The sequence below is a fragment of the Modestobacter lapidis genome (assembly GCF_054780755.1).
Genome location: NZ_BAAGVS010000001.1, coordinates 262,488 through 287,948 on the forward strand (window position 1 = coordinate 262,488; position 25,461 = coordinate 287,948).

21 protein-coding genes are annotated in these 25,461 nt (G+C 75.8%); 3 read left to right on the forward strand and 18 right to left on the reverse strand.

Annotated elements, in window-relative coordinates; all coding sequences use genetic code 11:
• Window positions 1-62: 62 nt before the first annotated feature.
• Complete coding sequence (locus tag ACYVG5_RS01200; RefSeq protein WP_222045238.1) at window positions 63-461, reverse strand: hypothetical protein; 399 nt, start codon at window positions 459-461, stop codon at window positions 63-65.
• On the reverse strand, window positions 458-2,266 hold the full coding sequence (locus tag ACYVG5_RS01205; RefSeq protein WP_222045240.1) for a carbon starvation CstA family protein: 1,809 nt from the start codon (window positions 2,264-2,266) through the stop codon (window positions 458-460). Before ACYVG5_RS01205 ends, ACYVG5_RS01200 begins: the two co-directional genes overlap by 4 nt.
• 61 nt (window positions 2,267-2,327) lie before the next feature.
• Here ACYVG5_RS01205 and ACYVG5_RS01210 point away from each other — a divergent pair, with 61 nt between their 5' ends.
• Window positions 2,328-3,107, forward strand: coding sequence for a hypothetical protein (locus ACYVG5_RS01210; RefSeq protein WP_222045242.1), 780 nt, complete (start codon window positions 2,328-2,330; stop codon window positions 3,105-3,107).
• A 224-nt stretch (window positions 3,108-3,331) separates the two neighbouring features.
• Complete coding sequence (locus ACYVG5_RS01215) at window positions 3,332-4,114, forward strand: AfsR/SARP family transcriptional regulator (protein WP_222045245.1); 783 nt, start codon at window positions 3,332-3,334, stop codon at window positions 4,112-4,114.
• Between the two features lie 70 nt (window positions 4,115-4,184).
• Here ACYVG5_RS01215 and ACYVG5_RS01220 read toward each other — a convergent pair whose 3' ends face one another.
• The 16 genes from ACYVG5_RS01220 to ACYVG5_RS01295 are packed head-to-tail and all read right to left on the reverse strand — an operon-like array spanning window position 4,185 to window position 24,637.
• The gene (locus ACYVG5_RS01220) at window positions 4,185-5,966 is read right to left on the reverse strand and encodes an alpha-amylase family glycosyl hydrolase (protein ID WP_222045246.1); all 1,782 of its coding nucleotides are present in this window, start codon (window positions 5,964-5,966) and stop codon (window positions 4,185-4,187) included.
• A gap of 26 nt (window positions 5,967-5,992) precedes the next feature.
• Complete coding sequence (locus ACYVG5_RS01225) at window positions 5,993-8,080, reverse strand: alpha-amylase family protein (protein ID WP_222045248.1); 2,088 nt, start codon at window positions 8,078-8,080, stop codon at window positions 5,993-5,995.
• A gap of 27 nt (window positions 8,081-8,107) precedes the next feature.
• Window positions 8,108-9,220, reverse strand: coding sequence for a hypothetical protein (locus ACYVG5_RS01230; RefSeq protein WP_222045250.1), 1,113 nt, complete (start codon window positions 9,218-9,220; stop codon window positions 8,108-8,110).
• On the reverse strand, window positions 9,217-12,450 hold the full coding sequence (locus ACYVG5_RS01235; RefSeq protein WP_222045252.1) for a hypothetical protein: 3,234 nt from the start codon (window positions 12,448-12,450) through the stop codon (window positions 9,217-9,219). The genes ACYVG5_RS01230 and ACYVG5_RS01235 overlap by 4 nt, the downstream gene beginning before the upstream one ends.
• Complete coding sequence (locus ACYVG5_RS01240; protein ID WP_222045254.1) at window positions 12,447-13,880, reverse strand: hypothetical protein; 1,434 nt, start codon at window positions 13,878-13,880, stop codon at window positions 12,447-12,449. Before ACYVG5_RS01240 ends, ACYVG5_RS01235 begins: the two co-directional genes overlap by 4 nt.
• Window positions 13,873-14,355: a hypothetical protein gene (locus ACYVG5_RS01245; RefSeq protein ID WP_222045256.1), complete on the reverse strand. Its 483-nt coding sequence runs from the start codon at window positions 14,353-14,355 to the stop codon at window positions 13,873-13,875. The genes ACYVG5_RS01240 and ACYVG5_RS01245 overlap by 8 nt, the downstream gene beginning before the upstream one ends.
• Window positions 14,352-14,696 carry a hypothetical protein gene (locus tag ACYVG5_RS01250; protein ID WP_222045258.1) on the reverse strand — a complete coding sequence of 115 codons (345 nt, stop codon included), beginning with the start codon at window positions 14,694-14,696 and terminating at the stop codon, window positions 14,352-14,354. Before ACYVG5_RS01250 ends, ACYVG5_RS01245 begins: the two co-directional genes overlap by 4 nt.
• Before the next feature lies 1 nt (window position 14,697).
• Entirely contained in the window at window positions 14,698-16,668 is a 1,971-nt protein-coding gene (locus ACYVG5_RS01255; RefSeq protein WP_222045260.1) for a hypothetical protein, read from the reverse strand.
• Window positions 16,665-17,294 (reverse strand): hypothetical protein, encoded by a 630-nt coding sequence (locus ACYVG5_RS01260; RefSeq protein ID WP_460682899.1) that lies wholly within the window; start codon window positions 17,292-17,294, stop codon window positions 16,665-16,667. The genes ACYVG5_RS01255 and ACYVG5_RS01260 overlap by 4 nt, the downstream gene beginning before the upstream one ends.
• A gap of 2 nt (window positions 17,295-17,296) precedes the next feature.
• Window positions 17,297-17,812: a hypothetical protein gene (locus ACYVG5_RS01265; protein WP_222045264.1), complete on the reverse strand. Its 516-nt coding sequence runs from the start codon at window positions 17,810-17,812 to the stop codon at window positions 17,297-17,299.
• Window positions 17,809-18,993 (reverse strand): polymorphic toxin type 4 domain-containing protein, encoded by a 1,185-nt coding sequence (locus ACYVG5_RS01270; protein ID WP_222045266.1) that lies wholly within the window; start codon window positions 18,991-18,993, stop codon window positions 17,809-17,811. Before ACYVG5_RS01270 ends, ACYVG5_RS01265 begins: the two co-directional genes overlap by 4 nt.
• Window positions 18,990-21,971, reverse strand: a complete 2,982-nt coding sequence (locus tag ACYVG5_RS01275) for a hypothetical protein (RefSeq protein ID WP_222045268.1) — start codon at window positions 21,969-21,971, stop codon at window positions 18,990-18,992. Before ACYVG5_RS01275 ends, ACYVG5_RS01270 begins: the two co-directional genes overlap by 4 nt.
• 3 nt (window positions 21,972-21,974) lie before the next feature.
• Window positions 21,975-22,226, reverse strand: a complete 252-nt coding sequence (locus ACYVG5_RS01280) for a hypothetical protein (protein WP_222045270.1) — start codon at window positions 22,224-22,226, stop codon at window positions 21,975-21,977.
• A complete protein-coding gene (locus ACYVG5_RS01285; protein ID WP_222045272.1) occupies window positions 22,223-22,657 on the reverse strand; it encodes a hypothetical protein in 435 nt (144 codons plus the stop codon). The genes ACYVG5_RS01280 and ACYVG5_RS01285 overlap by 4 nt, the downstream gene beginning before the upstream one ends.
• Before the next feature lie 31 nt (window positions 22,658-22,688).
• Window positions 22,689-23,861, reverse strand: a complete 1,173-nt coding sequence (locus tag ACYVG5_RS01290) for a hypothetical protein (RefSeq protein WP_222045274.1) — start codon at window positions 23,859-23,861, stop codon at window positions 22,689-22,691.
• Between the two features lie 32 nt (window positions 23,862-23,893).
• Window positions 23,894-24,637, reverse strand: coding sequence for a hypothetical protein (locus tag ACYVG5_RS01295; protein ID WP_222045276.1), 744 nt, complete (start codon window positions 24,635-24,637; stop codon window positions 23,894-23,896).
• A 137-nt stretch (window positions 24,638-24,774) separates the two neighbouring features.
• Here ACYVG5_RS01295 and ACYVG5_RS01300 point away from each other — a divergent pair, with 137 nt between their 5' ends.
• The gene (locus ACYVG5_RS01300) at window positions 24,775-25,446 is read left to right on the forward strand and encodes a trimeric intracellular cation channel family protein (RefSeq protein WP_222045278.1); all 672 of its coding nucleotides are present in this window, start codon (window positions 24,775-24,777) and stop codon (window positions 25,444-25,446) included.
• Window positions 25,447-25,461: the final 15 nt, after the last annotated feature.

Sequence of the window (25,461 nt, forward strand, 5' to 3'; positions counted from 1 at the left end):
TCCGCGACCGGCTCCCGGCATCGGCTGCGTATCCGAGAGGCGGGTCCGGGAACGGCCCGTGCTCAGCGGAGCGCGAGTTCCCGCCCGACCAGCGTGACGGCGTCAGCGGGCGCCGGTAGGCCTCCACGGACCAGCACCACGCCGTCGACGATGAGGGAGGAGACCGCCATCCCCGCCCGCACCGAGCGGCGGAGCTCGGCACCCCGTAGGCCGCGACGGCGGCCGCCCCTGATCAGCTCGGGCAGCAGCCACAGCCAGTTCGACGGCGAGACGATCTGGATGTCCACGTGGTCGGGCAGGGCGGAGCGCAGGGCCCGGTAGACCCCGCCGACCTCGTCCTCCGGCGGAACGTGGCAGTGCGAGCCCCCCTCGTCGAAAGGCCGGACGTCCCCGCCGCAGCACCCGCCGGCGGCCGGAGCCGCCGAGCGGGTGCCGCGGACGACGACGACGCGCGAAGTCACCGGCCGGCTCGCCCGGCCGGGCCCTCGGTGGACCCGGAGGTGGACTCCCCATGGTCGGGGTTGGCCCGGGCCACGACGGACTCCTCCCCGGCACCGCTCCCGCCCTCGGCGGGAACGGCCGTTCCCCGCTCGCGGAACGCCGACCGCAGGGCGAGCGCGGCCTCCACCACCAGCCACACCGCCAGGATGAAGACGATCGCGTCCAGCGGCGCCAGGACCCACTGCCCGGCGTCGACGAAGTTGCGCAGGTTGAGGATCAGCGCCCACGTGGTCACCACCAGCAGGAACACCAGCGGGACGAGCACCGCCGTCGGGTTCTTGCCGCGGCGGGTCACCCAGACCGCGATCACCGACAGCGCCAGGCCGGCGGTCAGCTGGTTCGTCGTCCCGAACAGCTGCCAGAGGACACCGAAGGTGTACCCGGCCTCGCCGCCACCGGGCAGCAGGGCCATGGCCAGCGGGATGACGACGGCCACCGTCGTGGCGAGGGTCAGGTTGCGCGCGAGGACCCGGATGCCGGTCAGCTCACCGATCTCCTGGACGACGTAGCGCTGCAGGCGCACGCCGGTGTCCATGGTGGTGGCCGCGAAGCTGATGACGACGACCGCCGCGAAGACCGCGGCGATGTCCAGCGGGACGGCGAGGTTGTTGGCGAACTGGGCGACACCGTTGACGAAGTTGCCCGTCGCGCCGCCCGAGGCGGTGGCGAAGTCGGGGTACAGCGCCTCCCAGTCGGCCTGCGTCGCGGCCACACCGGCGGTGGTGGCGAGCACCGCGCCGGTGGCCAGTGACCCCTCGCCGACGGCGCCCATGTAGCCGATGTAGCGCCCGTCGGTCTCCTTGTCCAGCTGCTTCGACGACGTCCCCGAGGACACCAGCGCATGGAACCCGGAGATCGCCCCGCAGGCGATGGTGATGAACAGGAACGGGAAGAAGCTCGGCGCCCCCTCCGGCACGTCGTTGACCACCGGCGCCTGGATCCTGCTCATGCCGACGATCACGCCCAGCGCGATGACGCCGAGCGCGATGAACAGCTGGTGGCTGTTGATGTAGTCGCGCGGCTGCAGCAGCACCCACACCGGTATGCGGGAGGCGATCCAGGTGTAGGCGAACAGCAGGACCACCCACAGGTTTCGGGTCTGCTCGAACCCGAGCGCCTCGGCCAGGCCGTCGAGCGAGACCGGGACGGCGTTGCCGACCAGGATCAGCGCGTACAGCACCAGGACCCCGACCAGCGAGGGCAGCAGCGCCGACGACCGGGTGCGGTAGATGTACACCCCGATCCCGATGGCCAGCGGGATCTCCGCGACGATGGGGATGACGGCTCCGGGCTGGGCGACGAACAGGTTCCCGATGACGACGGCGAACACCGCGTTGACCAAGGTGAGCAGGAAGAAGATGATCGCCAGGAAGAGGAAGCGGGCCCGGCCGTTGATGACGTCACCGGCGAGGGTGCCGATGCTCCTGGCCTTGTGGCGCACCGAGACGGCCAATGAGCCGAAGTCGTGCACGCCGGCTGCGAAGATGGTTCCCAGGACGATCCAGGCCAGCGCCGGCCCCCAGCCCCAGAACACCGCGATCGCCGGTCCGACGATGGGGGCGGCGCCGGCGACCGACGTGAAGTGGTGCCCGAAGAGGACGTGCTTGTTGGTCGGCACGAAGTCGACACCGTCGTTGAACTGGTGGGCCGGCGTGACGAACGCCGGATCCAGGGCGTACACCTTGCGCGCGAGGTACCGGGAGTAGTAGCGGTATCCGAGGAAGAACAGGATCCCGACTACGGCGCCCACGACGAATGCCGGCACTGGCTGCTCCTAGGACGGGGCGGCCCCTGTGCCGCCACTGCAGGGAGTAGACAACCGGGTGATGAATGCCACAAGCCTGGGTGCAGCGGTCGCCTCGGCCGGTGTGGCCGAGTTGCTGTGGCGGGCGCCTCCGGGGCCGCCGGGCGCGGCCGGCGTCGTCCCCCTGCTGCTGGACGGCCGGCCGGCGGTGGCACTGCCCTGGGCACACGTCGATGCGGCCCGGGTCGCCGGGGCGGCGGAGGAGGCCGCGCTGGTCCTCTCCGACCCGCGGCTCACCGGTTCGGCATGGCGCCCGCTGATGCTGTCCGGGCGGCCCACCCTGATCGAGGACGGCGACGGAGCCCTGTTCAGGGAGCAGCTCCTCGATCAGGAGCTGCGCAAGCACCCCCCGTCCCGGGCGCTGGCCGACTCACCGATGCTGCGCCGGGAGCACTGGTGGTACCTGCCGCGGCTGGTCGTCGTGCTGGAGGCGGCGCGGATGAGCGACCTGCATCGCCGGGCCGGGCCGGCCGACGCCGTCCTCGCCGTCGACGACGCGGGACTGCACGTCCGCACCGTCCACGTGGCGGACTGGGACGCCGGGCCGATCGCCCTGCGGAACGCTCCACCCGACGTCCGTGGTCCCGCGGTCCTGATCGGACAGGAGATGTCGGTTCCCGACGTCGAGCAATGGACCGTCCACACCACCGTCGGCCACTACGCCGACGGCCGGCTGACGGACGCGCGTCCGTCCGGCTCCCGGGAGCTCGAGCCCGTCCCGGGCCTGCTCGCCCGCGTGCGCCGCCAGCGGGCCCTCGAGCGGGCGTGCGTCAGCGCACTGCGCGCCGCCGGCCACGCCTGAGGCGTGCCACGCCGGGCGGATCTCCGGGGAACGACAGCCACCGGACCCGTACGCACCGTGACGCTGCCGGTGCCCTCGGTGTACCTGCGGCCGGTGTCGGATCACGCCGCCCGACGCGATTGACACTGCTGCGTCCGGGTCGGGACGATGCGGTGCGGTGCGGTGATCGCGCTGCCGGTGCGTCCGGACGCACGACCAGAAGGCGCCACAAGGGGGGACACCCGGTGGACCTTGCCTCGGCGACGCGCGTCGCACTGCTCGACGGGTTCGCGCTGGAGCGAACCCATGCCGGTGCCCCGGCGGCGGGGAACGACCTCCCACACAGCGCTCAGCGCCTGATCGCCCACCTGAGCCTGTTCGGCCACCCCGGCCGGAGCGCGATCGCCGGGCAGCTGTGGCCCGACGTGCCCGAGGAGCACGCCCACGGCAGCCTCCGTTCGGCGTTGTGGCGGGTGCAGAAGGCGGTGCCCGGCCTGGTGGACGTGTCCGGCGGTGCGCTCGGGCTCGCCGCCGGGGTGCGCGTCGACGTGCGCGAGCTCAGCGACTGGGCGCGGCGGGTGCTGGACCCGCTCGCCGCCGTGGACGACATCGTCGCGCCAGACGTCGGCCTGCGCGGCGAGTTGCTCCCCGGGTGGTACGACGACTGGGTCCTCTTCGCCCGCGAACGCCTTCGCCAGCTCAAGATGCACGCCCTCGAGGTGCTGGCGGACCGGCTGGTGGACGGCGGCCGCTACGGCGACGCGGTGCAGGTAGCGTACGCCGCGGTCGGTACCGAGCCGCTACGGGAGAGCGCCCACCGGGCGGTCGTCCGGGTCCACCTCGCCGAGGGCAACACCGCCGAGGCGCTGCGCGCCTACGAGGCCTTCCGGGAGCTGCTCGCGGACGAGCTCGGGATAGCGCCCAGTCCGCTGATGGAGGAGTTGATCCGCCCGGCCCGCCCCGGCACCGGGCCCCGGTCCCGTCCGGTGCGCTGCCCGGTGCAGCCGCTGCCGCCGGCCCGCGTCTGAGCGGCCCGGTGGCTGAGCCGCCCGGTGTGTCCAGCCGCTGCGGCAGTGACCCGGGCGCGGATCCGGGCGGTCAGTCCTGCGAGAGGACGAGGACCGAGTAGCCGGCGACGCCGACGTCCGCGGAGAACGCCAGACCGTCCCAGGCGATCGGGTCGGTGACCGGGTCGTAGCCGGGCCGGCTGGAGAAGGACGGGTCGTAGCCGGACCAGTCGGAGTTGAGCCGCACCCGCCACCGGCCGGCCCGGGGCAATCCGATGCGGTACGCGGAGTGGTCGACGCAGCCGAGGTTGGCGACGACCACCACGTCGTCGCGGGGGCCACCCATCGACCAGCGGTGGAAGGCGAGGAGCTTGCCGGCGTGGTCGACGTGGTGCACGTTGATCCCCTGCCCGGTCAGGCCCCGCGTGGTGTCGTACCAGTTGCGGCGCAGGTGGACCAGGTCGCGGTACAGCTGCGTGATGCCGTGGAACCTGGCGAGCTTGGTCCAGTCCAGCGTCCGGTCGTCGCTCCACCACGTGTCCTCGAGGAATTCCTGCCCCTGGAAGAGCAGCGGCAGCCCCGGGGCGGTGAGCACCAGGGCAGCGCCGAGCGTCGACCGCTTCTTGGCGAACACGTCGGCGGCCGCGCCGGGGGAGATTTCCTCCGGCAGCCGCCGTCCGCCGTTGCCGTTCTCGTCGTGCGACTCGGTGTAGACCACCCGCGGGAAGGCGCCGTCGTAGCTGCGGGTGAGGGCGGCGGCCACCCGGCCGACGTCGCGGTCCCGGTCCCAGGGCGTCACCAGCGCGGCGCGCAGGTCGTGCACGAACGGGTCCCACTGCACGTCGAACCCGAGGCCGCCGGAACCGACCGGCCGGGTCACCGCCGCCCCGCCGGCGAAGTCCTCGGCGATCATGGTCTTCCAGGGCTGGTGCCGGTCCACCGCCTGGTTCAGGTCCTGCAGGAGCCGCCAGCCCTCGGGGAGGAACTGCCCCGAGGCCGCCCACGTCTGCGCGGTCTGGTCGATGCGCAGCCCGTCGACGCGGAACTCCTCCAGCCACATCAGCACGTTGTCCACGACGAACCGGCAGACCTCGGGGCGTCCGTAGTCGGGGCGTGGCGACTGCCAGGGCGTGTGCATGCGCCAGTCGTTGTAGAAGTAGACGCCGCCTCCCTCGCCCTCGTGCCACCCGTCGAAGCGCCACAGGCTGTGCTCGAGATCGGCCGCGCCGAAGTGGTTGAAGACCACGTCGAGGAGGACGGCGATGCCGTGCCGGTGCGCCTCCCGGACGAACTCCTTGAGCGCCGTGCGCCCGCCGTAGTCGGACTCCACGGCGAAGGGCAGCGCCGGGTTGTAGCCCTTGGAGGAGATCCCGCCGAACTCGGTGACCGGCATCAGCTCGACGGCGTTCACGCCGAGGTCCCGGAGATGACCCAGCCGCTCCGCCGCGGAGCGCAGCGTCCCCACGCCCCCGCCGGGGGAGTCGTTGAAGGTGCCGACGTGCAATTCGTAGAGCACGACGTGGTTCCAGGCCGGTGTCCGGTAGTCGTCCTGACCCCAGTCGAAGTCGTCCGGGGCGCAGACGATCCCGTCCCCGATGGAGCTCGTCACCGCCCGGACCCGTGGGTCGATCCGCCGGACGAGTTGGCCCTGGGCCGTCGTGACGGCCAGGCGGTAGCGCTGGCCCACCCGGGCGCCGGGGACGTCGGTGGACCAGTGACCACCGGGCTCGGCGGCCATCGGGTTCGCGTCGTCGTCCCAGCCGTTGAACTCGCCCACGACCGCCACCGCGGCGGCGAACGGCGCCCACGCGCGGAACGCGACCCCGCCGGCGAACGGAACGGCCCCGAGCCCGAGGTGCGCGGAGGGTGGCACGAGGGCTCCCGTCGTCGGTCCGGCAGTCAGTGCACGCGCTGGAGCTCGAGCACCTGCACCTGGCACGGCTGCAGTCCGGCCGGCAGGCCCTCCTCGAGGAGCTGCCGGCCGGACAGGGGGCGGCGCCACATCGGGCGGTCCGGGTCCGTGCCGAGCAGGTCGAGCACCTGGTGGTGGGAGTCGGGGGCCTGCGCCAGCCGGCTGCCGAGCGAGCTGCCGACGTCGAGCTGCCCGCTCACCCAGGCCGTCCGGTCCAGGTTGCTCACCAGCAGCAGCGGGACGTCGCCGGGGTCGGCGCCCGACCGGGCGCAGGCGAATGGCACGGTCGGGGCGGCCGTCCGCCAGCCGAGCCGTTCGCGCTCGGTCGTGCGCAGCGCCGGCCGGCTGGACGCGAGGCGGGCGGCGGCGGCGATCCGGGCGGCCAGCGCCGTGTTCGCCGCCGGCAGCGTGCCCTGCCGCAGCTGCCACAGGGTGGGCACGCCACCACGGGACTTGAACCGGAGCTGCTGCCCCTCCGCGTACTCGTCACCGGCCAGCGTCGTCATCGGGCCGCCCATCAACCGCATGGTGACCACCGCGGTGCCGTAGGCGAGGAGGTCGCCGCCGAACCACCCGGAGCCGCGGATCTCGTCGTGGTTGCCGGTCCCCGAGAACTCCGCGTCGCGCAGCGGCGCGCCGTAGCTGCGCCACAGCCGGTCGACGTCCCGGTCGGCCAGGGCGTGCAGCAGCTCCTCGTAGCCCTTGGACTGGACGACGTCCCCCACCCGGGCGCTGTAGTCCTTGCGGTCGTGGTCCTCGAGCACGATGAGCAGGGAGCTGTCCGCGCCGCGCACCCGGCGGGCCTCCATCTCGACCACCGGCAGCACCTGCTCGAAGAAGGAGAACGGCATGCCCAGGGCGTGGTCCACGCGGAAGCCGTCGAACCCCAGCTCGGTCACCGCCCAGCGCATGGCCCGGCCGATGTAGTCGAGCACCCGCTGGTTCTGCGCCGAGGTAGCGACCCAGCGCTGCTCGCCGGCGTGACCGCCGTGGTTGAGGTGCTTCGTGTCCGCCCACCTGCCGTACCAGTCCGGCGAGTACGTCCGGTGCACGCTGCCGGCACCCCGCGGGTCGTACCGGCCGTCCGGCCCCCTGGTGGCGTAGAGCTGCGGCAGCATGTGCTCGGCGTAGTCCTTGATCCCCTCGTCGACCTCCGGTGACGCCAGCCGGGCCGCCACCTCCGCCAGCTGGGCGGCGTCCAGCGCCACCTGGGAGTAGTCGCGCCGCCGGACCTGCGCCGATCCGCCCTCCCCGAACACGTCCCGGAACACGTAGTTGTGCCCGACGTGGTTCGGCGCGATCTCGGAGATCACCGCCATGCCCAGGGCGTGCGCCGCGGCCACGAACCGGGTCATCGCGGCGTTCGCCAGCTCCCGCTGCCGGTCCCGGTCCCAGGGCGGCACGGCGCGTGCCTCCCGCGAGAGCTCCGGGTCAATGGAGAACCAGTCCGTGCTGGCGTAGTCGCTGCCCGCGTCGTCGAGGGCGGCCAGGCCGTCCCACGGGTCGAGGCGGTACGGGACCTGCACCCACACGCAGGTGACCCCCTCGTCGGCCAGCTGCCGCAGCGTGTACCAGCCCGGGCCGGTCTCGAGCATGTCCTCGATCGTGGAGATGTCGGTGCTGTCGGCCCGGGCGTTGGCCTTGTCGATGGGCACCTGCCGGACGTAGGTGGCGTCGACGGCGGGGTCGGACACCCGGTACACCAGCCGGTTCTGCAGGCCGTGCCGGGCGGCCGGTGACGGCGGCCCGGCATGCTCCTGGGCCCAGTGGCGCACCCCGTCGAGGACCACGTACCCGGTGGCGACGAAGGTGCCGCGGACGGCGGGCGGCAGCGTCACCTCGAAGGCGCGCTGGTGCTCGTCGGCCGGGACCGTGCCGGCCATGGCCACCGCGGAGAAGTTCCGCGGGTCCGCGGCACCGTGGTTGGTCCACACGAACGCCGTGGCCCCGGCCAGCTCGCCGGGGGAGGTCGCGCTCACGCCCAGACCCAGCGCGAGCGTCTCACCCGGGCGCAGCCTCGGCCGGCCCCTGCCGGGGCGCAGCTGGGCCGGGCCGAACCCGATGCGCTCGATCATGACCGCCCCTCCCCACCGGCCGGCCGGTCAGCCCAGGCCCCGCAGCGTGCGCGCCAGCCCGGTCCAGCGCGCCGCCGTCCCGGTGTCGATCTGGAGCCCCTGGGCCCGCAGCGTCTCGCCCAGGCCCTCCGCGGTGGCGTCGGCGAGCATGCCGACGTTGGTGATGCCCGCGGCCAGCAGCGCCGTCCGGGTCTCCGCCGGGAGCCCCTCCAGCTGCTCCACCCCCAGCGTCGTCGCCGACTCCGGCCGGGTGCGGATGCTGCCGCGCACGCTCGCGGCGAGAACGGCATCGGCGCCGCCGGTGGTCCGCAGCACCGCGGCCTGGCGCTCGGCGACCATGTCCTGCAGCGCCTCGGGCGACCCGATCACCTGGCCGGCGGGGAGGACCTCGACGATTTCCCGCAGGGTGACCCCCTCCTCGGTGACCAGGTCGCCGAACCGGCCGACCAGGTCCTCCTTGGTCATCGTCCCCGCCGAGAGGGCGGTGCCCAGGGCGGCGTCGTTCGCGACGGCCCGGCCGAGTGCGCCGGCGTACCGGAGCCGGCCGGCGCCCAGGCGGTCCCGCGGGATCTCCACCTGGGGCAGCACCTGGATCCCCGTGGCGGTGCGCACCGCGAGGACGTCCTTGCCGAAGAACGTCGTCGCCCCGATGAGCTCGGGCATCTCCAGCACGCCCGGGAACGGCTCGAGTCGGCCCGGTCGCTGCGGCCGCTCGGCCAGCCGCGCCAGGTCGGCGTTGACCCGGTTGAACTCCGCGGTGACGTCGGCGAGCAGGTGCGCGAGGCCGGCGCGCAGCCCGGCGATGCCGGCGTAGGCCCGGCGCAGCTCGTCACCCAGCGCGTCGAGGTCCCCGCGGATCGCGTCGAAGCGGCGGTTGAACCCCTCGATGCCCTCGGCCTGGACGACGTCGACCCCGTCCCGCCAGTCGTCGTGCTCGAAGGTGCGCACGAAACGGGAGGTGTCCGCGGCGTCGGTCGCCGGGAAGTCCACGGAGAAGCGGAAGATCCGTTGCCCGCCACCGACGTCGTCGATGATCCACCGGCCGATGGCCGTCTTGGCCTCGATCGCCGACAGCCCCTCGGTGGTCAGGAGGTCGAACATCCGGGACGGCGTCATCCCGGCCACGGTGATCTCGTTCACGGCTGACCTCCTGGGGTGGCAGTGCGGCCCGCCGGCCGGGCACCGGGCCGGCGGTAGAGCTGGAAGCTGCGGGCCAGTCGCGGCGGGATCGCCCCGCCGGTCCCGTCCCCGTGCACGTCGACCGCCCGGCTGCGGATCGGGTAGGTGTCGACCTCCACGGCCGCGGGGACGTCGGCCAGCAGCACGTTCATCACGAACTCGTACTCGTCCGGGGACAGCGCCGCCCCCGGCGGCGGCTCGACCCGCAGCCCGAAGGGCGCCGGCGCCGCACCCCGCTCGGTCCCCACCGCCACCAGGGCGGTCAGGCCGCGGCCGGTGGGGGAGAACTCGGTGACCGCGCCCCGTTCCCGGACCCGCCCGCCGTCGCCGACCACCGGGACGGCGTACCAGCGGAACTCCGCGGTGGCCCGCTCGGCGAGGTTGAGGCCGGCCACCGGCAGCGGCACCAGCGAGGTCACCACCACCGCGTCCCCCGCGCCGGTCAGGAAGAGCAGCCCCGCGGCCATCCCTGCGTCGGAGAGCAGCTCCAGCAGGCCGCGGAGCCGGTCCACGGCCAGCCCGGCCGCGACGTCGGCGGCCAGACCGGGATCGAGCCGCAGCACGCCCACCAGCTCCGCGGGCAGCTCGGGCGCCGCGGCCAGCGCGTCCGGGTGGCCGGGGTGCGGCATCCCGGCGTCGGCCAGGCCGGCGGCGGCGGCTCCGGTGGCCGGCTGCAGCACCGCCAGCAGGCCGGGCAGCTCCGCCGGCGCTAGCACGGTCCACGGCGGCCGCCCGGCCGCCGCCCACTCGCCGGCCGCCCGGTCGAGCCCGGACCGCAGCAGCTCGGCCGCCCGCTCGTCGCCGGCCCCGAGCAGGTGGGCGCGGTACTGCTCCCGCGGCCGGGCCCGCCACCCCGGCGACAGGTCCTCGGCGCCGGGGTCCGCGGGCACGGTGAGGTCGACCCAGCGTGCCCGGCCGGTGCCGGGGTCGGTGAGCACCACGGCCACCGTGCCCAGGTCCAGCGCGCCGGGGAGGCCGACGACCGTCGTCCACCCCTCCCAGCCGGTCGACCCGCCCAGCCGGCGCAGGGCCCGGACGGCGTCCCCGTCCACCTCGGCCTCGTACACCGCCAGCTCCCCGCGGGCCCGGTCGAACGCCACCAGCGGCTGCCCGGGTCCACGCCGGCGCCGGCCGGCGCCGGTGAAGACCAGGCCGGACAGCCCCGGTCGCCAGTCGGGCAGCGACAGCACCGGAGCGGGTTCGCCCCGGTGCAGGTCGACCGCCTCGACGCTGCCGGTGACCGCGTCGTAGGCGAGCAGCACCGGGCGCTCCCCGGCACCGTCCCGGGTCGGGTCGAACTGCAGCGTGCCGACGGCCAGCGACGTCCAGCCCGGCCGCCATCCCGGCAGGGTGCGCACCGGGACGAGCGCACCGCCGGCGATGCGGTGCACGGCCAGGTCACCGGAGACGGTGTCGTAGAGGACGAGGTCGCCGGGCACGTCCCAGCCCGGCGCGGACACCAGGTGCCCGCCGAGCACGAGAGTCCAGCGGGTGCCCACGTCCACCGGGGCCAGGAGCGTCTCCCCGCTGCCGGCGTGCACCACCGAGAACGTCCCGTCCTCCCGGGAGTAGAGGCCCAGCCCCCGCGTGGAGCTCGCCGGCAGGCCGACCAGCTGCGCCCCGGCGGGCACGGCCAGCCGCACCGGCGCCCGCCCGGGCCCACCGAGGGCCAGCAGGTCGATCCGCCCGGAGGCACGCTCACCCAGCACCAGCCGCACCCCGTCGCCGGCCCCGGCGGACAGCGCCACGTCGTCCCAGCCGCCGGGCTGGACCACCGGCGCCCCCTCCAGGACGAGCCCGCCGCTGTGCACCGGGGAGACGTGCAGCGTGCCGGCGCCGGTGCGGTGCACCGTGCGCAACCCGCAGAGCCGGAGCAGCCAGCGGCCCTCCTCGTCGTCGGCCGAGGCCAGGGGCACGGCGGCGGCGAGCAGCGCGGCCGCGGTCGGGTCGGTGTCCGGCCCCGGGGTGAAGGCGGCGGCCCGGGCGGCGAGGTCGTCCAGGTCGGCCGCCGGCAGGACGGCGAGGTCGGCGCCGAGGCCGAGCTCGTACCGGCTGCCGGTATCGGCCTGCGCGGCGCTGAGCGGCCACGGGTCGGGAACGCCCAGGGCGGCCCGGCAGGCGGCGAGGCGGCCCAGCGCGGCGGCGAGGGAGGGGGCGAAGGCGGGGTCGGCCGCCGCGCCGTCGACAAAGGTGAAGCCGGCGCGCAGCGTGGCCCGCAGCTGCTCGAGCCGGACGCGGGCCTCCGGCGGCAGCAGCCGGGCAGCGGTGTCGGCGTCCCCCTCGGCGGCCGGGCGCACCAGCCGGTCGCGACGCAGCCAGCCGAGGAACGAGTCGCGCAGCCCCGGGTCCCCGGCGGCGACCAGCCGGACGGCGACGGCGAACGGGGCGGGGCGGTCGAGCACGGTGAAGCGGCCGAGCGGCGCCGTCCGGCCCGGGTCGAGACCGGCCACCGGGCCGGTGTTGGGTCCGCTGCTCCCGTCCGGTCCGTTCAGGTGCTCGCGCAGGGTCCGGTGCGTGGGCAGCCGCAGGCCGCGGTACAGGCGGAGCCTTTCCCGGTAGTGGGCGTCGTCCTCCGGCGCGGAGGCCAGCACCAGCTCCCCGCCGGCACCCTGCAGGCGGGTGGCCAGGCGGGGCAGCGCGGTGTCCCGGCCGTGCCGGTCGAGCGCCTCGCCGTGCGCGAGGTCCAGCACGCGGGCCGCGGCGACGGCCCGGGCCTGCCGGCGCAACCGGGCCTTCTCGGCGCCGAGCACGTAGAGCAGCCGGCCGAAGGAACCCTCGACCAGCACGAGGCAGACGGCGCCGGCCACCTCCTCCGCCGGCAGCGACCCGTCGGCGGTCCCGGCGGTGACGACGACCGCGGCCGGCTCGGTCAGCGGCGAACGGGCCGGCCACCACACCGGAAGGGTCGTACCGGCCGCCGACCACGGGTCGAACCGCACGTCGCCGAGCGACCGGCCCGCCTCGTGCACCGCGACCGTGAGCACCTCGTCGCCCAGGTCCCGGGCCAGTTCGGCCAGCAGCACGGGCTCCCGTCGCCAGCGCAGGGTCGCGGCGCCCGTGCCGTCGGGCGGGAACCGGGAGAGCGAGGCCCCGGCGGTCAGCGGGCCGGCCAGGTGGTCGACCTGGGCGGCGAGCGAGGCCGCGCCCGGCCCCAGCAGGCCGGCGCCGGAGACGATCGTGCCCGGTGTCATGCCCGGCTCACCACCAGCCGGGACGGGTCGTCGAGGAACACGGCGACCTGCGCGGCGGACATGGCGAGGTTCTCGCCGGCGGAGCGGGCCTCGGCCGGGCCGGGCACGGCGCCGCCCGCGGTGCGGAACCGCTCGAAGGCCACCGGTGCGCGCAGCAGGGTCAGCGAGCGGAGGTCGACCACCCCGGGCTCGCTCATCAGCGCGTAGGACACCTCGGCGGCCCGGACCGGCTCGCCGAGCCGGAGGCGGTCGACGTAGCCGCGCACCCGGGTCAGCAGCCGCTCCCGCAGCGCCGTGGCCGCCGCGGAGCCGTTGACCGCCGCCGCGTCGCCGGTGGGCAGCGCGACCCCGTCGACCACCACCGTGCCGGCGATCCCCACGCCGACCTCCTCGGCCGGCTCGATGCGGAGCTGCACGCCGGCCGGGCGCAGGTCCTCCAGCGCCTCCTCGAGCTCCTCGTGCAGCCCGCCGGGGCCGCTCCACACGGCGCCCCGGGAGGGCACCACGACGACCTGCAGGTAGGCCGGGGCCGCCGGGTCCCGGGCGGTGGAGAACAGCCGTTCGAGGAAGTTGAAGTTGCCGAAGATCGAACGCTCGAGGTCCAGGCCGCCCCACGGGTCGCGCACCTGCACCTGCCGCACCCCGGGCACCAGGGCGGCGGCCGACTCGACGGCCTCGACGGTCCACAGCGACCGGGGGGCGCGGAGCAGGACGTCCCGGTACCGGTCGTCGTCCCAGCGGCGGGTTCCGCCGGTGAGCGGCGCGGAGTGCGTGATCCGCACGTCCACCGCGCCCCCGGTCGCGCGGCGCAGCGCCAGCAGGTCGGCGAGGGCCGGGTCCCGCTCCTCCCAGCGGTCCAGCCGCTCGCCCGGTTCGCCCGGGTCCAGGTCGTGTCCCGGCCCGGGGACCAGCGCGACGACCCGGGCGCCCGGCGCCGGGGAGCCCGGGCCCAGCCGAGCCGACCGGTCCAGCGCCACCCGGTGACCGGAGGAGGTGGTGAGCCGGGCGCCGGCGGGCAGCACCACCTCGGTGGTCCCGTCGGGCAGGTCCCCGGCCAGCGCCAGGTCCACGGTGCCCTCGGCGGCGAGGTACGGGCGGGGGACGCCGAGCTCGGCCCCCAGCCGGGTCAGCGCCTCGCCGCGGGCCGTGGCCACGAACGAGTCGTCGTAGGCCCGGCCCAGCGCCGCCCACGTGCGGGCGTCCTCGAGGGCGGTGAGCTCCAGCAGCCGGCGCAGGACCGAGCCGGACGTCAGGTCGACGTCGGCGCCGAACAGGGCCTGGGCGAGCGCGATGCGCTCGGCGAGCAGCCGGGCGAACGGCTTGGCGAGGAAGCCGCCGGCGGTGATGCCGAAGGCGTCGTCCCCGCTGGCCGCGAGGACGCGGGCGTCCACCGCCCGCACGTCGTCGGGGGAGAGACCGGGCTCAGGCACCGTCCACCGTCCTCAGCACGCCCAGCACACGCTGGTCACCGGTGACCGCCTCGAAGGCCACCTCGACGTCCAGCCGGCCCCACCGGTGGGCGCGCTCCGCCGGGGAGGCACCGCCGGCGTCGTCCGACCGGTCGGGGTCCAGCCGCAGGTCCAGCACCTGCCGGACCCGCCGGTCCCGGGACAGCACCTGGACGACGGAGATCCGCACCCGTTCCCGGGCCAGCACCGGGTCCGGCTCGCGGGCCACCACCGCGACGCCGTCGAAACCGAAGTCGACGTTGAACACGTCGGCGCCCAGCGCGGTCGTGAACGCCATCCGCAGGCACTGGTCGAGGTTGTCCAGGCCGCTGACCTGCTGCAGGTCCAGCCCGCCGGCCGTGGTCAGGGCGATGTCCATGCCGAGGTCGGCCTCGTCGACCCGAACCGCCCGGACACCCCAGCCGAGCTGCCGGCGCGCCGCTGCCTCGGTGGTCACCGGGCCACCTCCAGGTCGGTCTGCCCGGCGCTGCCGGGGACGGCGAGGGCGACGGTGTGCGTGGCGTCAGTCGGGCCGCGCACCGTGTCCAGCAGCACGCCCTGCCCGCCGACCAGCAGCGACGTGGACACCCCCGCCGTGGGGGCACCGGTGAGCAGCGTGCAGCCGCCCTTGTCCTTGGTGACGGGGCAGGTGACCGTCCACGGCGGGCTGCCCGGCCAGTCCGCGGCGGTGAGCACCGGCGCGCCACCGACGAGCAGGCCGGACCGGCCCGGCCCGATGCCCACCGGCCCCTTCGCGGTGCAGGCGAGGTCGGCTGCCGACGTCAGTGGTCGCGGCACGTCAGTTCACCTTCATCTGCGCGCAGGTCACCGTCACGTCTCCGGACCCCGCGTCGAGCGTGATGCCCTGGGCGCCGGACAACGCGAGCGTGCCCGTGGCGACGATGCTCACGTTGCCGTCCTCGTCCACCGTGATCCGGGTGGTGCCGTCGGCGTGCTCGACCGAGACCACGCGCCGGGCGGCGGTCGGCTCCGGCCGGGTGCCGGGAGCGGCCAGCCCCGCCGGGCCCACCCGCACGGTCAGCCGGCCCACCTCGATCCGGCGGTCCCCGTCGGCGTCGACGAGGTCGTTGGTCGCGGTGGCCGCCGTCGGAGGCACCGCGCCCTCCTGGCCGGCGGCCGACCGGTCGCGCACCCCGACCGGCAGGCCCAGCCACCAGTCCCCGGGGTGGGAGTCCGGCCCCTGACCCGACGTCCACATCGCCCCGACGTCGACCGGCTCGGCGGCGTACCCGTTGCGGTGCGCCAGCAGGACCCGGGTGCCCGGATAGCGGGGCACCACCAGGCCGCACTTCCCCCAGGCGAACGGGGTCAGGTACGGGACGCCGTCGACCTCCTCGGGGTCCTTCCGCTCGACGTCCACCCGCCGGACGGCGCCGGGCCGCCCGTCGTCCCCGGTCAGCCCGCGCCACACCCGGGTGGTCTGGCCGGGGGGCTCCGCGCTCCCGGCGGTGTGCTGCTCGCGCACCTCGCCGACGTCGGGCATCGCCAGGTCGTCCAGCGCACCGGCCACCACCCCCCGCACGGCGTCGGCCGCGGTCACCGCCGGATCCGGGGAGGTCGCCGCGGCCGCGGCCGCCGAGCGCCGGCGGACGGCCGGCTCGGTGCTGCGTGGCCACGCCTCGTCGCCGTCCTCGAGGACGATCACCGACAGCGTGCTGGTGAAGCCGGTGCGGGCGGCGACGGAGTGCTTGACCCCGGACACGTACGCCCGTCTCAGGTCGCCGCCGGCGCCCGGCAGCAGCGCCCCGGCGATCCCGGTGAGCCCGCTCAGCACGGCGGCGCCGGTGGTGGGCAGGGTGGACGCGTCGGTGACCTCCGGCGGCGCGACGCGGACGACGTCGCCGGGCCGCAGGTCGCCGCGTCCGCGCAGCAGCACCCGCAGCTGGGGCCGCTCGCGGCCGTCGCCGAGGGCGATGGGGGTCTCCCGGTCGACCGACAGCAGCCCGGTCTCCGGGGTGAGGTCGCGCGGCCCGCCGGCCAGCGGCACCGGGCGGGTGCCCACGTGGACCGCGCCGTCCCGCACGAGCAGGAGGCTGCGGCCGAACGTCTCCCGGCCGTGCCCGAGCGTGGCCGCCAGTTCCCGGAGGACGTCGCGCCCGGTGCTGCGCTTGCCGAAGGTCCGGCTGTCCGTCCCCGGGCGGTCGGGGGCCAGCGGTGCGGGATCGGGGGAGTGCACGGTGATCGGCACGCCCGCCCGCCCGGCCAGCGTCGCGGCCGCGGCGTCGGTCGACCGGGCGGTGATCGGCGTGCCCAGCGGGCGGGCCAGCGCCGTCCAGGCCCGCTCGACGAGGGTCAGCACCGTCTCGTACTGCCGGGCGCCGACCCGGCGGCCGACCCGCTGCACGGCCAGCTCCGCGGCCCGTAGGGCATCCAGTGCGCCGCCGCCGGTCCCGCCCGGCAGGGCGGCCGACAGGCCCGGCAGGCCGGCGGCGCCGGCCAGGTAGCCGAGGACGCTCTGGTTGACGTCCCGCCAGTACAGGTGCAGCCGGACGACGCGCAGGTCGCCCGCGGCACCGGTGCGCCCGGCCAGCGCGGCGTGGTGCGCGTCGGTGCAGCCGTGCAGGACGACGGTGTACGAGCCACCGGCGAGCCCCGCGGGAAGGGTGGCGTCGATGGTCGCCTCGTACTCCTCGCAGCTGAGGGTGAGGCCGGCCGCGGCGCCGGGGGCCGGGGCGAAGGTCAGCAGCCAGCCGGGGGAGTTGCCCAGGCTCACCGCGCCGGCGGGCAGGACGGCGTCGAGCAGGCTCATGGCAGGTCCTCGGGCCGCCGCACCGGGTGCGGCCCGCGCCGGCTCCGCAGCGACCGCCGCTCGCGGCCGAGCACGGCCCGGGCGGCCGGCGCGGCGGCGGCGGTGGCGGCGCGGTCGCGCACCCGGGGCCGGACGGCGGTCCCCGGCGGGGTGCGGTCGCCGGCCGGCCACCACCAGGCGAACTCGATCCACGAGCCGCTCGCCCCCGGCCCGACCAGCGAGCCCAGCGCCAGCCGCCAGCCGGCCAGCACCAGGTGGACCACCACCGCGCCGTCGGCGCCCGGCACGGCGCCCGGCCCGCCGGCCACCGCCGGGTACGCCGCCAGGGTGGCGGTGCGGTCGCGCACGGCGAGCGTCGGCCGGACGACCGCGGTGGCGGCGGCCGTTCCCGGGTCGAGGTCCGCCGTGCCCGTGCCCCCGGCAGAGACGACCAGTTCCGCCGGAGCCGCCCGCCAGTCGCCGAGGGCGTCGGGGAGGAGCACGGCCAGCTCGAGCTCGCCGGTGAGGGGGACGGTGGCGGGGAGCCCGTCGAGCAGCGCGTCCCGCACCCGCCGGGCGCCGGCCGGCAGCACGGCCGGCCGCCGCGGGTTGAGCAGCGGCAGGACCACCGCGGTGGGGTCGATCACGGTCACAGCGCTCCCTTCGCGGCACCGAAGTCCCGCAGTCCGCCGACGCCCAGGCTCGCCAGGTCCAGCAGCTTGCTCAGCGATCCGGGCCGGGGCACGTGCACCATCGAGATCGAGACGTCCAGCGCTTCCCGTTTGGCCGCGGACGCGGTGAAGGACAGCGACTGCACCTGCATGTCGGTGCGGATGGTCAGCGAGGTGACGAGGATCAGGCCGCCGACCTTGCCGCCGGTGAAGGTGGCCAGGGCACTGCCGCGCTTGCTCGACTCGGCGAGGTTCTCCAGCAGCACCTTGAAGGCGTAGCGCTGCGGTCCGACCAGCAGGCCGGTCAGCGAGATGGTGTCGTCGTGCACCGGCATCGTCGCCCGGGCGCCCTGGGCGACCAATGGCGGCAGCGAGTAGGTCTCGGCCAGCTGCAGCGTGGTCACCGCCCACAGCGGCACCGTGGCGACGCCGTCGGAGAGCACGGCCGAGGGCACCCGGAGGACGTCCTGGAAGCTCAGCCCCTGGTCGCTCACTGCGCACCGTCCCGTGGTGGCGGCGTCCGCCCGATCGGCCGGGCCTGGTCGATGCCGGCGAACATGGCGTGCACGTCGGCCATGTCGATGCCGAGCAGCAGGGCCTGCGCTCCCGGGCTGCTGCCCACGACCACCGAGTCCGGAGGGATGGTCAGCCGCGGGTTGCGCACCTCGCCGCCGACCTCGATGCGGAACTGCATCAGCCAGTCCCGGTTGCCCCCGTGCACGGCGTCCACCCGGTAGTCGATCGACTGGAGCCGCAGGGTGCCGGGCACGGTGGCGGTGGTCGTGCTGGCCTCCAGCTGGAGGTCGGGGTAGTCGGAGCGGGGGAACCGATCGCGGAGCCGCCGGAGGAACAGCTCGATGCCCCACCGCTGGACGCGCTGGTTGACCTCGCCGGCGGCCAGCCGGATGGCGTGCGGTGCCTCGAACCCGGTGCCCTGACCGGCGGCGTGCGCCCGCTCCAGCAGGGCGTCGGCGTACTCGGGCAGGTCGTACTCCGAGCGGGCCGGGAGGTCCTTCTCGTAGCCCGCCCGCCCCCGGCCCCGGCCGAGCACCCACTCGATCACGATCTCGCCGGACGGGGTCCGCCACACGCGTTCCCCGCCGGGGAAGACGTGCATCTCGTTGCGGCCGAGGGCGGGGATGTCCCAGCCGCCGCGGACCCGCCGGGGCGTCACCTGGACGACGTTCTCCGCCGGGATGTGCGCCGGCCGTGGCCGGTCGGTCAGCCGTCGGGGTGGGGGCGGGGGGCCGGGGCGCACCGGCGGCGGGTCGACGAGGTCGGCGACGCCGCGGCCCTGCAGCTGGGCCGCGGGCTCACCGATGTCGTCCAGGGCGGCGGTCAGCTGCTGGGTCAGCGCCTGCAGCCGGGTGGTGACCGCGCCACCGACGCCCTGGGGGTTCTCGGCGACCTGGGCGATCAGCCGGGCGTACTCGGCCTGCAGCCGGCCGGCCATCTCCATCACCGCGCCGATCCGGGCCGCGGTGCGCCCGGCGGCCCGCCCTCCGCCCTGGATCACCCCCAGCACCACCAGGTTCTCGCAGAAGGCCTCCAGGTGCTCGCGCGGGACCGTTCCGCCCAGCCGGGCCTCGAGCTGGTCGACGTGGGCGCGGAACTCCGGCTTGGCGCGCAGGCCCAGCTCGGGCAGCCGCAGCCGGAGCGCCCGGACGGTGGTCACGGCGCCGGCTCCGGCCCCGGGTCCAGCTCCGCGTCGACCTGGGCCTCGTAGCGGGCCACGTACAGGTCGAGGAACGGGCCGTCGACGCCGCTGGGCCCGTTCTCCAGGTCGGCGGCCACCAGGGCACCGATCACCGGGCCGAGCACCGCGGCCATCACCGCGTCGAGCACCGCCCCGACGGCCAGCGCCTTGACGAACTCGACGGCCAGTTCGTCGGCGGCCCGGCGCACCGCCGAGGTGACCGCCCTGGCGGCCGCGGCGCGGGCGGCGGTTGCGGCGGCGGCGTCGGTGGCCCCGACGGCGGCCGCCTCCGCGCTGGCCTTCAGCGCCACCCGGGCGAGGGCGACGATCTCCGCGGCGATGACGAGGAAGCCCAGCGCCATGCCGAGCCGGGCGGCCCACAGCTCGGCGTCGACCTCGGCCCAGGACTTGACCTGGTCCGGATCGAGCAGCGCCCGGTACGTCGTCTCGGACTCCGCGGCGCTCATCAGGTGCACCCCGGCCACCACCAGACCGACCACGGCACCCAGCGGTGGGCAGAGCACCGCGATGAGCGTGACGCCGATGAACTCCAGCGCGCCGGCGAGGCTGGCCGCCCCCACCTCGGTGTCGAAGAGCCAGGTGACCCCGGCGACGTACCGCCCGCTGCCCGCGAACGCCGGCGTCAGGACACCGTCGGCGAGCTGGTGGATGCCGCGCAGCTGGTAGGGGATGCGGCCGGGGCGGGCGGGCAGCCGCTCCGAGATCGAGCTGCGGCCGAAGGCGTACAGCGCGTCCCCGCGCACCTGGCCGGCGATCTCGAGATTGGCCTCGTGCATGGTCTGCAGCAGGCCGGTGAGGGTCTCCTGCAGGCCCCGGGCCGGGTCGCGGACGGCGGCCATGAAGTCCGGCAGGTCGGTGAGCTGCTTGGCCAGCGGCTCGAAGCTCTCCACGGTGGTGAGGGTGAACGTCCGCTCCTGCTCCAGCTGCTCGGCGGTGAGGGCGCGGCCGCGGCCGTCGTGCACCACGAGCACGCCGTCGTCCCGCCGTTCGACGCCGGCCCGCTGCGGTGGCCGTGGCAGGTGTGCCCACGGGGAGGGATCGGGCGCGCCGGCGCCCTGCCCCTGGCCGGGCTCCGGCACGCCGGCGTCCACCGGCCCGGTGCCTGCGTCCTCCGGCAGCGGCGGCAGGTCGTGGACGCCGGCGATCGGGTCGGCGGACAGGTCCACGGGGACGATGCCCGACTCCCGCAGCCGCAGCGCCTCCCGCAGGTCGGCGAGGCCCTCGACCCGTTCCAGCAGGGGCAGCACCGCGGTCCCGAAGGCACGGGCGTAGGCGGCCGGATCGGACTGCCGGGTCTCGATGCCCTTGCGGGAGACCGCGAGCAGATCGAGGAAGAGCACCCGGCAGGTCTGGACGAACAGCGCGGCGACCGGGCGGCGGAAGGCGTCGAGCGCGTGCTCCATCACCAGCCTGGCCAGGCGCGTCCCGCCGGGGACGGGCGGCTGGGAGTGCAGCAGCACGTCGACGTAGGCGAATGTCAGGTCGTCCAGCAGCGACAGCAGGCCGGCCAGCCGGCGCAGGGCCGCCACCTCGGTCTCCACCCCGGGGCGGAAGTCCACCGGGCCGAGATTGCCGTTGTCGCTGCGGACGAGCACCCCGTGCGTGCCCACCGCGCTGGCGGCGACCCGGGACGCCAACACGGTGACCGCCTCCAGCGCGTACGCCAGGAACCCGCCGAGGTAGCCGCACGGCGGAATCCCCAGTTCGGTGGCCAGGGTGGCCATCCGGCGCTGCAGCGCCCCGCCCGCCTCGCCCAGATCGGCCAGGACCGGCTCGCCGTCGACGGAGGGCTCGCACGGGGTGGCCAGCCGGCGCCCGGTCCCCGGCCGGGGGTCCAGCGGCCACGGCCGGGGGCCGGTGCCGGTCGCGCCGCCGGTCCCGCCCGGTGCCCCGCCGGCGCCGGTGGGCTCCTCGGTTCCCTCCGCCGCGGTGACGACCTCCTCGGTGAGCGGGACGAGCTCGGCGTCCAGCCGTTCGGGCACGTCGAACCGCAGCGGGAGCAGGAACGTGACCCCGTCGGCGACCAACCGCAGCAGTGACTTCGCCCCCGCGGTGGAGGCGAGCACCCGTTCGTGCACCTTCGGTGTCGCCCGCGCCACGGCCCGGTCCACCTCCTCGGGCGAGCCCTTCGCGCTGCGGCCGAGCCGTCGCCGCATCAGGTCGAGGAGGAACTCCTCGGTCCGGGCGGCGACCTCGCCCGCGCCGCACATGTAGGTGATCCGGTAGGCCGATGCGGTCGGCGGGACGCCGGTGACGGACTCGACGACCTCCTTGCGGCTGGTGTCCAGCACCAGGGCGGTGGCGAGCTCGAACCCGACGTCCAGCAGCACCGTCCGGGTGGCCAGGTCCCGCACCCACACCACGTACAGGCCGTCGGCACGGGCACCGATCACACCGGCCTGGCCGGTGGACGTCGGGAGCCCGCGGGCCCGCCGGCCGGCCTCCAGCACCTGCGCGGCGTGCGCGGCGTCCCGGAGGACGGCGAACCGCACCGGCAGGGCCCGCAGTTTGGTGGTGCGGCCCACGGGCCGCACGGTGACGGCCGCCCGGGCGCCCCGGCCGGCGTAGGAGGGGACCATCCGCAGGGCCGGACCCTCGGCGACCGCCGCCGCCACGTCCGTTTCCCGGCCGGCCGGCGGGCGCCGTCCGGTCGGCAGCCGTCCCGCCGTGCACGCCGCCCGCACCGCCCGCTCCACGGCGGCCGCCGCGGCCGCCAGCTCCTCCGGCCGGGCCTGCCGGAGCCCGGGTCCGGTGAAGTGCACCTGCGGTGCGCCCGGCCGGGCGCCGGCGTAGGGCCGGCTGGGAAAGACCTGCGTGCGGGAGCGGGCCAGCGCCCGGGTCAGCGACTCGGTGAGCGCGGCCTCCAGGGCCGGGGGCGCGGCGGGCAGGGCGGCGACGTCGAGCTCCACCCGCACCGGTACCCGGACCCTGGTCATGGCTCAGCCGTGCCGCAGCTGCTGACCGAGGTCGGCGACGCCGTACGCACCGTCGGCGGGTTCGGCGGGCAGCACCCGCAACGCCACCTCGACCGGGAAGACGTACTCGACGGTGGACAGCGCATCGTCCTGCAACGGGCCGAGGACCGCCGGTCGGGCGACCCCGGAGACCACCGCCTCGCCCTCGTGCAGCATGGCCAGCCCGGTCTCCTCGACCCAGGCGACGTCGGCGGCGAGGCCCTCCGGCCCGGTCACGGCACCTCCACCCGGGCGCCGGCCTTCGGCTCCGCGGCCGCCTGCAGGCTGAAGCCGGAGAACGTCGCGGCGGGAGCCCCGGAGATCGTCGCGTTCGTGGGGTTGGCCGAGGTGAGGATGCAGTCGCTGAGGACCAGCTTGGTGAACGACCAGTCGTGGCCGCCGTCGGCCTCCTGGAGGATCACGTTGAACCGGGCGCCGCGCAGCGCCAGCGAGGTCAGCTCGGCCGCGCTGGGGCCGATCGCCTTCACGGTGAGGGAGAAGGTGATGGACTTCGGGGAGTGCACCACCCCGATGTGGGTGGCCTCCAGCGAGTGCAGCACCTCGGCGTTGAGCGTGAACGTGGGGCTGAACGCGTCCACCGGGATCACGGCGTGCGTCTGGTTGTCGCTCTCGTAGAAGACCGCGAGGCGGGTGTTCCAGTCGGGCATGTCGACTCCGTTCCGTCGCGGGGCGCCGACGTCAGAACGTCGGTCGGAGGTTGAGCAGCAGGTGGTGGACGGCCGGCCCGTAGACGATCGTGACCGTGGCCTGCACGCTGCGGGTCTGCCGGGCGGTGCGGATGTCCGTGTCGTCGGACGACGTCCGGGCGGCTTCCGGGACGCTGAGCGCGTCGAGCACCGGGATCGCGACGGAGGCGCCGTCGAGAACCCCGCGCCGCACGAGCGGGCCGAGGATCCCCTCGATCCGGGTCTTCAGCAGCGAGAGCCCGCTCCGGGTGATCCGGGCGTCGCCGACGCTGCGCATCAGCCCGGCCTTGAGCCGGAACTCGACGTCGTCGATGGTCCGCAGGATGTCGATGAAGATCGGGTCGTCGTCGGCGAACAGCCGTCCCTCGGCGAGGTGCAGGCTCCGGCCGGGGATCAGTACCGGGTCGATCACCGGGTCGATGTTGAGGTTGGACAGGCCGACGATCTCCTCCGGTGTGTACTGCTGCGCCTTGGGGATGGACAGGCCGGCGACCGTCTTGAGCACGAGCGAGATGTGCGGCTGGTGACCGGCGATCGTGGCGGTGACCGCGGCTGCGGCGTCCCCGTCCGCCCCTCGCGCGGCCACGAGCACCAGGCGGGGGCTGCGCAGCGGCTCGTACGCGGCCCCGACGTCCCGGACGTAGTCGGGGGAGCGCTCGATGGCGGGGTCGATCATCGCCACCCCCAGGCGGCGGGAACCGTCGCCGGACGCCTTCTCGACGTGGGCCACCAGTGCGCGCAGCCCGGTGGCGGGCGGGCCCTCGTCCCCGACGTGGGTGGTTCCGGCCAGGCACACCAGGGTCACGTCCCCGAACTGCTCGAGGGCGGCCAGCGCGGCGGCGACCTGCCCGCCCTGGGCGCGGACGCCGTACACCGTGCTCGGCCGGGGGTCCTGCTGGAGGGCCAGCTTCAGCGCCCGCGACAGGGCGGTGTCGGCCACCAGCCGGCCGTCGGCAGCGGTCTCGGCGAACAGCTTCTCGGCGGCCGACGAGGTGAGCACCAGCGCCGGGTCGTTCACGCCCTGGGTGCCGCCCGCCGCGTCGTCGGGACTCTCGCCGACGATCGCGATCACCCCTGGTGCCCGCTGGGCGGTCGAGGCGATGCCCGACCTGTCGATCGTGACCTCGATGAAGGGAAAGGCAGGCGGGGCGGCGATCTCGGTCATGCGCTGTCCTCAGGTCTCTCGGAGTGGCCGATTCATGCGGGGATGGGGACGAGCGCGAGTCCGGTCGTGGACAGCCACGCGCCGGCCCGGGCCCGGCGGGCCGCGCGCCGGGCGGCCGCATCCATGGCGGCCGTGCCGCCGGGCCAGGCGTCGTCGTCGAAGACGGTCTCCGGGAGCACCCAGGCGACGACGACCGGGTGCCGCTGCGGGCGGTCCGGGTCCGGCGCGGCACCGAACCCGGACTCGGCCAGGTCGTGCCGGACCCGGGCGGAGGTGCGCAGCAGCTCGGTCAGGCTGGCCCCCGCCGGGCGCACCAGCAGGGCCACGGCGACGGCGATCGGCCGGGCCGCCGCCTCGACCTCCCGGGGCGGGGCGTAGGTGACGGTGACGCCGGCCCGGTGGTCACCCGGCGGGCCGGCGTCCCAGTCCAGCGCGAGGCCGGTGACCGGCTCGCCGCCGCGCCGGGACCGGGCCACCACCGACCCACGCCACAGCGCCTCGACGGGGGCCTGCTCGGACCGCAGCCCCGAGGCGCGCAGCGCCACCTCGACGCTGGCACCGCCCAGGGGTTGCCAGCTGCCCCGCACCGCGCTGGCCGGCTCCACGAAGGGGCCGATGGCGATCTCGTCGAAGACCGCCGAGTAGGGGCCCTCGATGCCCAGCAGCTCCGGGTCGTGGCCCGCGGCGAGGATGGCGGCCAGTGCGTCGTCGTCGAACAGCGAGCTCCGGGCTCCCGGGTCTCCCAGCCGGACCAGCACGCTGTCCACGAAGTCCACCCGGGAAGAGTGTCCGGCGACCCGTCACCGCACCGTCACGGTGCCGTGCTCCCTCGCGTCACCGGGGAAGCGGCGCGGTGTCCGGATCCCGGGGTGACGCCGTCAGCCCGGGGGGAGGGCCGGGCACACTTCCCCGCATGGCCGCCGACTTCCCGCTGCTGCTGGTCCTGGACCTGGCCGGCACGTTCGCGTTCGCGCTGAACGGGGCTCTCGTCGCGGTCCGTGCCGCCCGGTTGGACCTCGTGGGGGTCGTCGCGCTCGGCGTGACCACTGCGGTCGGGGGCGGGATCATCCGCGACGTCCTGCTGGGAGCCCTGCCGCCGGCCACGTTCAGCGACTGGCGGTACCTGGCCGTGGCGGCCGCCGGAGGCCTGCTGGCCTTCCTGTTCAGCGGCCTGCTGGACCGCCTGGCCACGCCCATCGAGGTGTTCGATGCGGCGGGCCTGAGCCTCTTCGCGGTCGTCGGAGCGGCGAAGGCGCTGGAGTACGGCATGGGGCCCGCGCAGGCGGTCATCCTCGGCGCGCTGACCGGCGTGGGCGGTGGCACCCTGCGGGACGTCCTGATCCGGCGGGTCCCCACCGTGCTGACCAGCGGTCTCTACGCGATCCCGGCTCTGGTGGGCGCTCTCCTCGCCGTGCTCGCCACCCGCGGCGACGTCGATGACGTCCTCGGCGTGCCCGCCTCGCTCGGTGCGGCCGCCGCCTGCTTCGTGATCCGGATGGTCGGGGTCCGGTTCGACCTCCACGCGCCACGGGCTCCGGGCACCCGGCGTGGTCCGGCCACGCCACCGGGCGGCAGCGCCGGGTGACCCGCGGGCAGCGAC